This window comes from Bifidobacterium sp. W8114, from assembly GCF_016101165.1.
In the GTDB taxonomy this organism is placed as follows: domain Bacteria; phylum Actinomycetota; class Actinomycetes; order Actinomycetales; family Bifidobacteriaceae; genus Bombiscardovia; species Bombiscardovia asteroides.
Genome location: NZ_JACFRA010000004.1, coordinates 138,951 through 150,833 on the forward strand (window position 1 = coordinate 138,951; position 11,883 = coordinate 150,833).

General features: G+C 64.6%; 9 protein-coding genes. All 9 read right to left on the reverse strand.

Annotated features, from left to right (window positions below):
- Window positions 1-31 precede the first annotated feature (31 nt).
- Window positions 32-2,530, reverse strand: a complete 2,499-nt coding sequence (locus tag H3T89_RS06665; protein WP_198216583.1) for an HAD-IC family P-type ATPase — start codon at window positions 2,528-2,530, stop codon at window positions 32-34.
- A complete protein-coding gene (locus H3T89_RS06670) occupies window positions 2,514-3,158 on the reverse strand; it encodes a substrate-binding domain-containing protein (protein WP_015021638.1) in 645 nt (214 codons plus the stop codon). The genes H3T89_RS06665 and H3T89_RS06670 overlap by 17 nt, the downstream gene beginning before the upstream one ends.
- Window position 3,159: 1 nt before the next feature.
- Window positions 3,160-4,446 (reverse strand): class I SAM-dependent RNA methyltransferase, encoded by a 1,287-nt coding sequence (locus H3T89_RS06675; RefSeq protein WP_198216584.1) that lies wholly within the window; start codon window positions 4,444-4,446, stop codon window positions 3,160-3,162.
- Window positions 4,439-5,140, reverse strand: a complete 702-nt coding sequence (locus tag H3T89_RS06680) for a DUF3159 domain-containing protein (protein WP_198216585.1) — start codon at window positions 5,138-5,140, stop codon at window positions 4,439-4,441. The genes H3T89_RS06675 and H3T89_RS06680 overlap by 8 nt, the downstream gene beginning before the upstream one ends.
- A 4-nt stretch (window positions 5,141-5,144) precedes the next feature.
- Window positions 5,145-6,002: a DUF3710 domain-containing protein gene (locus tag H3T89_RS06685; protein ID WP_198203833.1), complete on the reverse strand. Its 858-nt coding sequence runs from the start codon at window positions 6,000-6,002 to the stop codon at window positions 5,145-5,147.
- Between the two features lie 37 nt (window positions 6,003-6,039).
- On the reverse strand, window positions 6,040-8,037 hold the full coding sequence (locus H3T89_RS06690) for a dipeptide ABC transporter ATP-binding protein (protein ID WP_198216586.1): 1,998 nt from the start codon (window positions 8,035-8,037) through the stop codon (window positions 6,040-6,042).
- Window positions 8,038-8,048: 11 nt separating this feature from the next.
- Window positions 8,049-9,038 carry an ABC transporter permease gene (locus H3T89_RS06695; protein ID WP_181415592.1) on the reverse strand — a complete coding sequence of 330 codons (990 nt, stop codon included), beginning with the start codon at window positions 9,036-9,038 and terminating at the stop codon, window positions 8,049-8,051.
- A 31-nt stretch (window positions 9,039-9,069) separates the two neighbouring features.
- The gene (locus H3T89_RS06700) at window positions 9,070-9,996 is read right to left on the reverse strand and encodes an ABC transporter permease (RefSeq protein ID WP_198216587.1); all 927 of its coding nucleotides are present in this window, start codon (window positions 9,994-9,996) and stop codon (window positions 9,070-9,072) included.
- 190 nt (window positions 9,997-10,186) lie between these two features.
- Entirely contained in the window at window positions 10,187-11,848 is a 1,662-nt protein-coding gene (locus H3T89_RS06705) for a peptide ABC transporter substrate-binding protein (protein ID WP_198216588.1), read from the reverse strand.
- Window positions 11,849-11,883 lie beyond the last annotated feature (35 nt).

The window sequence follows — 11,883 nt, forward strand, 5'->3', positions numbered from 1 at the left end:
TGACGCTATCTGTGCTTTTTGGGTTCCACTCTTAGCCCCGATGTGTTACCTGATGGATGTAACGTGCGCATGCTGGATAGCCCAGGACGGCCAGGACCATGAGCAGGGCTCCGACCAGGGCGAAGGCCACGGTGGCGGCCAGGGCCGGACCGGAGGGCAGGCTGATGGCGAAGAACCGCGCCACCATGGGGATCAGGGCCCCGATCACCCCGGCTGCGGCGAAGAAGAGGACCAGCAGGCCCCTCCAGGAGCGCAGGGGCCGGGCCACCTGTGCCAGGACCAGCACGCCCATGCAGAAGAGGACGATGGCGCAGACCGACCGCCAGCGCCCCAGGTCTCCGGGCCGGGCCAGGTTCAGGCCCAACAGGCCGGGAAGGCTCCAGGCCGCCGCCAGCACAATCAAAGCAGTGGCGAAGCCCGAGGGCAGGGCGAAGGTGACCACACGCTTGAGGAAGCCGGGCCGGTAGCGCCTGGTGTTGGGGGCCAGCGCCAGGAAGAAGGCCGGCGTGCCGATGGTCAGGGCGCCGATGTAGGTGATGTGCCGGGGCAGGTAGGGGAAGGGGATGCCGGTCAGGACCACACCCAGGGAGATCAGGGCCGAGTAGACGGTCTTGACCAGGAAGAGGCCGGCCACACGCTCCATGTTGGCCATGACCTGCCGGCCACGGGCCACCACGTCGGGCAGGTGGGAGAAGCGCGAATCCACCAGGACCAGCTGGGCCACGGCCTTGGTGGCGGCCGCCGCATTGCCCATGGCGATGCCCAGGTCCGCCTCCTTCAGGGCCAGGGAGTCGTTGACCCCGTCGCCGGTCATGGCCACCGTGTGACCCTTCAGGTGCAGGGCCTGGACGACGGCCTTCTTCTGGTCGGGCAGGACCCGGCCCAGCACGTCCACGTCCTCCAGCACCTCGGCCAGGGCTGCCGTGTCCTTGGGCAGCTGCCGGGCATCCATGGCCCGGGGCGCCCGGTCGCCGGTCAGGCCCACCTTGGTGGCGATGGCCGCCACCGTGGCCGGGTTGTCGCCCGAAATGACCCGGCAGCGCACGCCCTGCTGGCGGAACCAGGCCAGGGTCTCGGCAGCGTCATCGCGGATGTGCTCCGAGCAGGTGATCAGGGCCAGGGGCTTCAGGTTCCCGGGCAGGTCGGGACTGCTGGTGAAGTAGTCAGGCTGGTCGGTGCCCGGGTACCCGCCGGGGGCGGCCAGCATCAGCACCCGGTAGCCGCGGTCGGCCAGGTCGGCCACCTGCTGGTCCACCTGGGGCCAGCTGCCCGCCTGGGGTGCCAGGAGCACCTCCGGGGCGCCGAAGTACCAGATTCTGCCGGACTGGTCGGCCACGGCGCTCCACTTGCGGGCCGAGGAGAAGGGCAGGCGGCTGACGGCCCTGCCCGGGTGCAGGTCGTCCATCCCCTTGAGGATGGCCCGGCCGGTGGCGTTGGGGCTCTCCTCCGCGCAGACGTCCACCAGGGCTTGCCGCATCTGCTGGGCCGGCAGATCCTCGGCCAGCGGATGCAGGTCGTCGTAGACGATGCCCCCGTCGGTGATGGTGCCGGTCTTGTCCAGATTCAGGGCATCCACCCGGGCCAGGGTCTCCACGGACTCCATCTGCTGGACCAACGTTTGATGCCGGGCCAGGCGGATGGCGGCCAGGGCGAAGTTCAAGGAGGTCAAAAGGACCAGACCCTCGGGGATCATGCCCACGACCCCGGCCACGGCGGACACCACGGCCTGCCGCCAGGCTCCGGTGGCCAGGGCCGTCTGGAAGCCGCCCACGGTCCGCATCTGGGTGAAGATGAGCAGCAGGCAGAGGGGAATGACCACCACGGTCATGACCTTGAGGATGGTGTTGATGCCCTCGTTCAGGTCGGAGTGGACCTTCTTGTAGACCTTGGCCTTGGCCGTCAGCGTGGCGGCGTAGGAGTCGGCGCCCACGGCGGTCACCTGGGCCAGGGCCATGCCCGAGACGGCCGTGGAGCCCGAGTAGACCTGGTCCCCCGGCTTGTGCTTGACCGTGCGCGATTCGCCGGTCAGCATGGACTCGTCCAGCTCCAGGCCGTAGATGTCGATGATCTGCGCGTCGGCAGGCACCTGGTCCCCGGAGCGGATCCAGAGCAGATCCCCCTTGACGATGGCATCGTGGGGCACGGTCAGGTTGCGCCCATCCCTGCGCACCGTATAGTCGGAGGCCACCAGGATGGACAGCCCGTCCAGGGTGTGCTTGGCCTTGAGCTCGGTGGCCACGCCAATGCCGGTGTTGATGATGATGATCAGGCCGAAGACCGCGTCCTTCCACTGGCCGGTCAGCAGGACCACCACCATGGCGGTCAGGATGATCCCGTTGAAGAGGGTGAAGACGTTGTCGCGGATGATCTGGCCCAGGCTGCGGGAGGTTTGGTCCTGGGAGACGTTGACCAGGCCTTGGGACTTCAGCTGCTCCACCTCCCGGGAGCTCAGCCCCGGCCGGTCGGTCTCCGGAAAGCCTGTGTCCGCCGTTGTGCCCATAGTCGGCTCTTGATCACTGCCTGTGCTCATCCTCGGCCCCCTCTCGGTCGGCGCTCAGGCGCACGGCCATGATCCTTGCATGCGGTCCGTCGTCCACAATGGTCTGCAGGGCGTCGGCCAGCAAGGGCGCATGTGGATTCCCGGCAGGATCCACCGGGTGGACCGTAGCCGCATAGTAGAGCCTACCTGGGTCAGGGGTCCAAGCCTTGGCGCTTTGAGCGAACTCTACCACAGGGATGCCCGCCTTCCGGGCCGCCTTCAAGGCAGGGGCCCAGTCGCCGGCTCCGGGTCGGCGAATCAGAATCAGACTGACCCCGCGGTTGATGGCATCCTGCACCCCATCCTGTTGATCGCTGGTGGAATGCGCTGAAGAAAAATAACCCTTCATGCGCTGCGCCTGCAACGAGGCCAGGATACGGCTGTCAAGACCGGTATCCGAATCCTTGTCATCCTTCTGCGGGCATCCAATCAAAGCCACGAGCGTGTCGGAGCGATCCACGCCATCATGAGGCACGGTGCCCTCATGCCAGGAGTCTCCCACGGCCCTGTCCTTGGGGGCGCAGCCGGTCAGCATGGGCAGGCCTGCCAGCAGAGCGACCGCCAGCAGTAGACCCGCCAGCCGCCTGACCACTGCCACGATCCGCCCGGCGCGGCTCATGTCAGCGATGCCTTCCCACCGTGCGGGTGAAGACAGCCACAGTCTCCACATGGTGGGTCATCGGGTAGATATCAAAGGCCTCAAGATACCTGGGGCTGTAGCCCAGGGAGATCAGGGTGGCTGTATCCCTGGCCAGGCTGGTCGGGTCGCAGGCCACATAGATGATGGTCCCAACCCCGCAGGCGGCCAGCAGTCGGCAGACTTGAGCCTTGGCGCCGGCCCTGGGCGGATCCAGCAGGATCAGGTCGGGATGGCCCAGCCCCTTGGGTACACCGCCAGCCAGGACCTTGGCCACGTCCCCTCGACGCAGGACCACACGATCCAGTCCGGCTTGCTTTACGTTGTTTTTCGCACTGGCAATGGCTCCGGCAGAACCCTCGACGGCCAGAAGCCGGGCTCGTCCGTCGGCCAGAGCAGCCAGAGGCAAAGTGAAGAGCCCCGATCCACAGTAGAGGTCCCAGATGACCGGTTCAGCTACCCCGTCCAACGCCTGCCTGGCCTGGTCCAGGATCGCCTTGGTCAGTACGACCGGTGCCTGGCGGTGGACCTGCCAGAATCCGTCGGCCCGGACCTGGTACTCAGGTCCTGTCCTGGCCTCCAGCCGTTCCGTCAGTAGGCGACTCCCCTTGCCCAGGCGGCCATCCACCAGCAGGGCGTAGTTGTCGCCAACCGGTCCCCCATCGCGCGGCTGGGGAACGGCCAGGCGTATGCGAGCTCCCGCCGGCAGGCCGCCTTCCCAGATGCCCAGTTCTTCAGCCAGGTCCAGCAGCTCCTGAGTGGCCAGGGGCATGGTCTGAATCGGCAGACGGTCATGTGATCCCCGCCGACGCATGGAGGGACGACCCTGATCGTCGGCCACCAGCTCGATTCGGGTCCTCCAGTGCAGGCCACCCAGCTGCTCATCGCCCGGAACCCGGGCCACCGGTACATGAACATCCACCCCGCCCAGACGGGCCATCTGCTGACCGATCAGATCGGCCTTCCAGGCCAGCTGACCGGGCAGGCTCACGTGAATCAGATCGGCGCCGCCCAGTCCACCTCCCCAGGCAAGCGGGCCAGCCAAGGACCAGACGGGGTCACGGCGGTCAGGGCTGGCCTCCAGCACCTGGGTGACCTCGCCCGTGGCGAATCTGCCTGCCCGGCCGTGGGGCTCGTCCAGGAGGACCTCCACCAGCTCCCCGGGCAGGGCAAAGCGGACAAAGACCACCCGACCGTCCTCCAGGTGGCCCACGCAACGGCCCTGGTCGGCATAGCGTTCGATGCGCAGACGAACCCTGGTCTCAGTCATGATCGGCGTGAACCTCCTGATCGGCCTGACCCTGGTCAGCCTGGCGGCGATGGTAGGGGCCCCCGATCAGCAGCCAGCTAATCCAGATGCCCAAGGCGAACAAGGGCAGGCCCAATATCAGGCGTGCGGCGCCAAGAAACCCGACGGAACCAGTCAGGTAGAGCGGCACCTGGACCAGCAGGCGCAGCGCGAAGACGGCGATCCAGACCAGAGTGGCCTGGGTATAGGCCCGTACCAGCTCCGGTTCACTGCGCCAAGAGGCCAGCCATTGCTTCCAGCCTGAGACGACAGGTCGGCGCAGGTACTCCACAACCAAGCCTATGCCGGGTATCCGTGCCAGCAGCGAGGCGCCCAAAACGATAATCCAGAATCCGTTGGTCAGGAATCCTGGCAGATAGTAGTTACGCGCATCCCGGGTCAGCCATGCAGCCACCAGGCAGATGCCCACCGAAAGCAGACCGGTCAACGCACCCAGAAAGGACTGCCGCTGGACCAGGCGAATCAGAAGCTGCACCAGGGCCAGGGCCGCCGAAACCGCCACGGTCAGTCCCAGACGGCCGGTCACCAGGAAGACAACCAGAAATACCAGCCCCGGCAGCAGGGACTCGACGATCCCCCGCCATCCGCCGATGGCCTCCATGACGGAGAAATCGTCGTCAGCCAGCGCAGCCAGCCCGGAATGCTTCTGCTCCACAGCCTCAGCGGACCTCCGAGAACATGGGTCCGCGAGACAGTGTGGTCTTCACCTCGGTCTGCTGGTCCGAGTCGAAGGGACCCTCCGGCTTGCCAGGGATCTGCGCACTCTCGTCGTCCTTGGACTTCGAGTCTTCGGCATCTCCTCGGCGCTGATTGGGGGTGATGGGCGCATGCATGGGAACCAGGTCACGAGGGGCCAGGGGCTCATCGCCACGGACAACCACCATGTCGGCCAGGTAGCCGTCGAGGACATCCTTCTCCTTGCCGCCCTTGGCCGCAGGGCCGGAGAAGATGCCTCGCAGCATCCAGCGGGGTCCGTCGACGCCCACCACCCGGGTCAGCAGGTTCTTGCCCTTGACCTTGACAGGCAAGGTCAGCTCCTTGCCGAAGACGCCGTCCACCTCCTTGCAGGAGGGGTTGGCCTTGAGCAGGTCGGCCCGGACCTCGTCCCACAGGCCCAGGGACTTGGGGGCCGCGAAGGGCTCCAGCTCCAGACTGGAGGACTTGTAGGTGATGGTGGCCCCCAGCACGTCGCCGGTCTGCGAGTTGGCCTTGAGCCTCAACTCACTGCCCTGCAGGAAGGGCAGCATCAGGGCGCCGATGTCCAGGTACTCATCGGTGTCGGGGGCCTCGGGATCCGTACTGTCCCAGGGGCCTTTCCCGCTCTGCTCGGCTTCGTCCCGCCCCGCAGCCGTCTCATCACCGTCGGCCTGAGAGGTTTGTGAGGTCTGGTCGGGTTTCTCTGTGGACTCTTCAGCGTCCCTGGACTCGTCGAGCTCCTTGGACTGGTCCTTCTGATCCTCGACATCCTCCTCGGCCTGTCGCTTGGCGCGTTTCCTGCCGAAACCGAACAATCCCATGATGCCTCATTTCCTTGTGAGTCTGTGCAAAGGATACCTAGTCAAGACCCAGGCGCAGCTTGCCGCCGGGGATGGCGTCCAGCAGGTCCTTGGTGTACTGGCGCTGCGGATGGTCGAAGACCTCGTCGGTGGTCGCGTGCTCCACCAGCCGGCCGTGCTGCATGACCACCACCTCATCGGCGATCTGCCTGACCACGGCCAGGTCGTGGGTGATGAACAGGTAGCTCAGCCCTTGCTCGGCCTGCAGGTCGTTGAGCAGCCGCAGCACCTGGTCCTGGACCAGCACGTCCAGGGCGGAGACAGCCTCGTCGCAGATGATCACATCCGGATTCAGGGCCATGGCCCGGGCGATGGCGATGCGCTGACGCTGGCCTCCGGAGAGCTCGTTGGGGTAACGCCCCATGACCGACTCGGGCATCTCCACCATGTCCAGCAACTCCTTGACCCTCCTCTGCCGGGACTTGGCGTTGCCGATCTTGTGGATGCGCAGGGGCTCCTCAATGGAGCGGTAGATGGAGTACATGGGGTCCAGGGAGCCATAGGGGTTCTGGAAGACCGGCTGGACGTGCCGCCGGAATTCCATGAGCTGACGGCTGCCGAAGTCGGCGATGTCCTGGCCCTCGTAGGTCACCCGGCCCGAGGTGGGTTTGAGCAGGTGCAGAACCATGTTGGCCACGGTGGATTTGCCGGAGCCGGACTCCCCCACGATGGCCAGGGTGGTCCCCCGCTTGACCGAGAAAGAGACGTCGTCCACTGCCTTGAACATCTCCTTACGGCGCGGCAGCCTGAACTCGCGGGTCAGGTGCTCCACGGTGATGACGTGCTCGCTGCGCTCCAGGGTGCTCTCGCCCTTGACGTGGTGCTCCAGCAGTCCCTCGGCATCCTGGCCGCGCTGCTTGGCGGAGATGATGCGCTGGGAGGCCAGTGAGGGCGCAGCCTGGACCAGCCGCTTGGTGTATGGGTGCTGGGGGTGTTGCAGAACCTCCAGGCTGGGTCCGGACTCCACCACCTGGCCCCGGTACATGACCACGATGTGCTGGGCGCGTTCGGCTGCCAGGCCCAGGTCGTGGGTGATGAAGAGCACGGCGGTGCCCAGGGATTCGGTCAGGCTGCGCAGGTGGTCCAGAATCCGCTTCTGGACGGTCACATCCAGAGCGCTGGTGGGTTCATCCGCAATCAGCAGGTCGGGACGGGAAGCCAGGCCGATGGCGATCAGGGCGCGCTGGCGCATGCCGCCGGAGAACTCATGCGGATACTGCCGGGCCCTGGTGGCGGCCTCGGGCAGCCCGGCCTCCGAAAGCAGGCCGGCGATGCGGTCGTTCATGTCCGAGCCGGTCACATGCTCCTTGGCCAGCGTCCAGGCTGTGTCGTCATTCACACCGGCGTCGATCAGGGATTTGGCCACGCCCCAGCGGGTCTCGGAGCCCACATCCCACTCGGACTTCATGGCCTCCATGGTCTTGTCCACGTCGGCGACCCCGGCATCACTCAGTGCCTGACGTGCAGCCTCAAGCAGACCGGGCAGGTCCTTGGAGGAGATGAAGAGCTCATCGTCGGACTTCTTTACCTTCACCTCTTCGTCGCCAGCCAGGGCCTTGGCCAGCCGGGAGCGCTTCTCCCGGGAGACATCCATGTGGTTGGCGGTCAGCGCCTCCTTGACCTGGGAGCCGATGCGCCAGACCGGGTTCAGGTTGCTCATGGGATCCTGCGGGACCAGGCCCACCTGGGATCCGCGCAGCGCCTCATAGTCCTTGCGGTCCAGGCCCACCAGCTCGCGGCCATTGAGCCGGATGCTGCCGCCGGTCACCTTGCCGGTGCCGGGCAGAAGGCCCAGCACAGCCATGGCAGAGGTGGACTTGCCGGAGCCTGACTCCCCCACGATGGCCACCCACTGGCCGGGGTAGACGTTGAAGGAGGCCTTGCGAACCGCATGGACGGTGCGCCCATCGGCGGTGAAGTCCACCTGCAGGTCCCGCACGTCGAGCAGGGGCTGATTCTCCTGATTGGTGGTCGTATTCTTGTCTGCTTCAGTCATGCTTCCTCCACTCAGGCCGTTCTGCTCTTGGGATCCAATGCATCCTTGACCGCGTCACCCATCATGATGAAGGCCAGCACGGTGATGGCCAGGGCTGCGGAGGGATAGAAGAGGACCGAGGGATTGGTGGTCAGGAGGCTCTGGGCCGTCGAGATGTCCCCGCCCCAGGAGACCACGGTGGAGGGCAGACCGATGCCCAGGAAGCTCAGAGTGGCCTCAGAGACGATGTAGCTGCCCAGCGACATGGTGGCCATGACGATGACCGGGGCCAGTGAGTTGGGCAGGATATGACGGAAGAGGTTGCGCAGAGGCGTGGAGCCCAGGGCCGTAGATGCGGTATTGAATTCCAGGTTTTTGGCCTCCAGGACGGCGCTTCGGGTGATACGCGCCATGTTGACCCAGCCGAAGAGGGTCAGGGTCAGGATGATCTTCCACAGTGAGGTGGAGGTACGGAACATCTGCAGGAGCACGATGGCACCCAGGATCATGGGGATGGCGAAGAAGATGTCGGTGATGCGGCTGAGCACCGCGTCAACCCAGCCCCCGAAGAATCCAGCGATTGCGCCGATGAGTCCGCCGAAGACGGTGACCAGGATGGTGGTCATGATGCCGATGGCCACCGAGGTTCGGGCCCCATGGATGACGCGGCTGTAGACGTCGCATCCCTGCAGGTCGAAGCCGAAGGGGTGCCCCGGACGACCTGGCTCCACAGAGTTGGACAGGTTGCAGGCCATGGGGTCCTGTTTGGCGAAGAGGTCGGGGAAGAGGGCCACCAGGATAACCACGATCGCCAGGATAGCGGAGATGATGAAGAGCGGGTTGCGCCTCAGGGTCTTCCAGGCGTCGGCCCACATGCTGGTAGGCGGCACGTCCTCATCCACCGAGTCCACCTCGCGCAGGGGCGTCTCGTCGATGGGGGCCACAAACCGCTCCTGCCCCGGCAAGGGGTCGGGGAAGTATACGCGGGCCTGGCTTTCGTTCTGTTCGCTTGACTCGTTCATTGCCGTTTCACTCATAGTCGGTCCCTCTCCCTCACGCATACCGGATTCGCGGATCGAGCACTGCGTAGAGCAGGTCGACCAGGAGGCTGGTTATGACGAAGATCAGGACCAGAATGGTCACGATGGAGACCACCAGGGTGCCTTCGCCCCTCAGGATGGCCTGGTAGAGGGTGTTGCCCACGCCCTGGATGTTGAAGATGCGCTCGGTGATCATGGCCCCGCCCATGAGTCCGCCGATGTCGGCGCCCAGGTAGGTGACCACGGGAATCAGGGAGTTGCGCAGCACGTGCCGCACGATGACGGACCGGTTGCTCATGCCCTTGGCCCGGGCCGTTCGCACGTAATCCTCGGAGATGTTGGAGGTGATCTCCGTCCTTGTCAGTCGGATGATGGAGGCCATGGAAACCGACCCCAGCACGACGGCCGGCATAAGCAGATCAATGAAGCCCGGATTGGCTCCGGCCGTGGCCGGCAGCAGATGCCATTTGACGCCGAACAGATACTGCAGGATGAAGCCGGTGACGAAGGTAGGCACCGAAATCAGCAGCAGGGAGAGAACCAGGATGATGTTGTCCGACCACTTGCCCTTGGTCAGGCCGCCGATGATGCCGAAGATCACACCGAAGATGCCCTCGAAGACGAAGGCCATCAGGGCCAGCTTGATGGTCACCGGGAAGGCCCTGGCGATCACGCTGATCACGGGCTGTCCGGCGAAGGTGTTGCCGAAGTTCAGGGTAAGCGCGTTCTTCAGGAAGAGCACATACTGCACGATGAAGGGTTTGTCGAGATTGTATTCCGAACGTATCTGTGCGGCAACGGCCTGGTTGACCGGCTTGTCCCCGAACATGGCGGCCACAGGGTCGCCAGGAAGCGCGAAGACCAGCGCGTATATCAGCAGTGTCGTACCGAGAACGACGGGGATCATCTGCAGAATACGTCGCAGAAGATATTTTCCCATCGGCTATTCTCCTTTGTCATCCGCGACCGGGATCGGCATGGGGATCGGGGCCGCCGCAAAAATTCTTGTTTGAGTCTACCAGCACACCTCAACAGGGGTGCAAGAACACCAAGGCCGACGCGGAGTCAATCCTCCCGCGCCGGCCCGGGCGGTGTCAGTTTTGGGGTGCGGGATTCAGACTCCCGTCACCTCACTTGCTGAGGTTGTAGTAGGCGGGGGTTCCCTTCCAGGTGAAGGAGAATCCCTTGATGTTCTTGGCGGCCACACCGTTGGAGTTCTGATAGTAGAGCGGGACTGCGGGCAGGTCGCGGAAGAGCAGCTCCTCGGACTGCTGGTAGATCTTGTTGGCCTCGTCAATGTTCTTGGCGGAGGCCGCCTTGTCCATCAGGTCGTCGAACTCGGGGTTCTTGTAGTCACCGTCGTTGGACCCGTTGCCATCTGCCGCCGAGCTGGCGAAGTTGCTGGACAGGTAGCTCTCAGGCGACGGGTAGTCAGGCTGCCAACCGGAACGGAAGGCCGAGTCGGTGAACTTGCGGTTCTGCACGTTGGAACGGAACTCGCTGAAGGTGGGCAGAGGGTTGCCCGCAGCCTGTATGCCCAGGGCGTTCTTGATCGAGTTGGTGACGGCGTCGTAGATCTCCTTGTGGGCGCCATCGGCGTTGTAGGCGACCTTGAAAGTGTCGCCCTCGCCCCAGGGGGAGATCTTGTTGGCCTCGGCCCAGAGCTCCTTGGCCTTGGACGGATCGTACTTGAGCACGTCGGATCCCTTGATACTGGTTGAATAGCCGGGGATGACCGGGGCGGTGAAGTCGTGGACCTCCTTGGCGGTTCCGGACAGCACCTTCTTGATGATGGTCGGCCGGTCGATGGCCATGGAAATGGCCTGGCGACGGAGCTTGCCCTCCTGATCCTGGCCGAAGTGCTTCATGTAGGTGGGGATGGTGAACATCTGGATGACCGAGCCCGGGTCGTTGATGGCCTGGACCGTGCTGTCGGTCTGGAAGGTCTTGCGAGCCGAGGCAGGAAGGGTGTCCAGCACATCCAGGTTGCCGGCCTGCACGTCGCGGTAAGCCGCGGTGGCATCGGTGTAAGCGCGGAACTCAACACCGCCGTTCTTGACCTTGACCCCGCCCTTGTAGGAAGGATCCCTGACCAGCTTGATGGACTTGTTGTGCTCCCAGGACTGGAACTTGTAGGGTCCCACGGTCACCGGCTTCTCGCCGAAGGCCTTGGTGTCCTTGTAGAAGGACTCGGGCAGCGGCGCGAAGGCGGTATAGCCCACCTGGATGGGGAAGGTTGAGGAGGGCGAGGTCAGGTCCACGGTGAAGGTCTTGTCGTCGATGACCTTGAGGCCAGACAACTGGGCATCGCTGGGGGTGCCCTCCTTCTGCAGGTCGTCATAGCCCTTGATGTTGGCGAAGAAGCTGGAGCCCAGCTGCTTGTTGGCGATGCTGGATGCCCAGGACCAGGCCTTGGTGAAAGACTGTGCGGTAACCGGGGTGCCGTCCGAGAACTTCCAACCGTCATTGATGGTCACGGTGTACTGGGTGTTGTCCTCGTTGGCCTTGATCTGCTTGGCGATCTCATTGGCCGGTTTGCCCTTGTCATCGAAGCGGACCAGCTTGGAGAACATGACATCGATGGGGTTGCCGCCACCCACCTCGTTGGTCATGCTGGGGATGAGTGGATTGGCCGGCTCCGGGTTGAAGACCGAGATGATGGCATCCGAGCTGCCGCCGTTGGTCCCCTTGGCTGAGGAGTCGGATCCGCCGGATCCGCCGCAGGCGCCAAGCGTGAGCGCCATGACGCAGAGTCCGGCGCCAGCAATGGTCAGGGCCGATTGCTTCTTCATATATACTGCTCTTTCCTTTGGTTGGTTTCCCAAAT

Excerpts from the sequence above, each read along its gene's own strand:
- H3T89_RS06665 (WP_198216583.1), bottom strand. The coding sequence starts at position 2,530 with ATGAGCACAGGCAGTGATCAAGAGCCGACTATGGGCACAACGGCGGAC.
- H3T89_RS06670 (WP_015021638.1), bottom strand. The coding sequence starts at position 3,158 with ATGAGCCGCGCCGGGCGGATCGTGGCAGTGGTCAGGCGGCTGGCGGGT.
- H3T89_RS06675 (WP_198216584.1), bottom strand. The coding sequence starts at position 4,446 with ATGACTGAGACCAGGGTTCGTCTGCGCATCGAACGCTATGCCGACCAG.
- H3T89_RS06685 (WP_198203833.1), bottom strand. The coding sequence starts at position 6,002 with ATGGGATTGTTCGGTTTCGGCAGGAAACGCGCCAAGCGACAGGCCGAG.
- H3T89_RS06690 (WP_198216586.1), bottom strand. The coding sequence starts at position 8,037 with ATGACTGAAGCAGACAAGAATACGACCACCAATCAGGAGAATCAGCCC.
- H3T89_RS06695 (WP_181415592.1), bottom strand. The coding sequence starts at position 9,038 with ATGAACGAGTCAAGCGAACAGAACGAAAGCCAGGCCCGCGTATACTTC.
- H3T89_RS06700 (WP_198216587.1), bottom strand. The coding sequence starts at position 9,996 with ATGGGAAAATATCTTCTGCGACGTATTCTGCAGATGATCCCCGTCGTT.
- H3T89_RS06705 (WP_198216588.1), bottom strand. The coding sequence starts at position 11,848 with ATGAAGAAGCAATCGGCCCTGACCATTGCTGGCGCCGGACTCTGCGTC.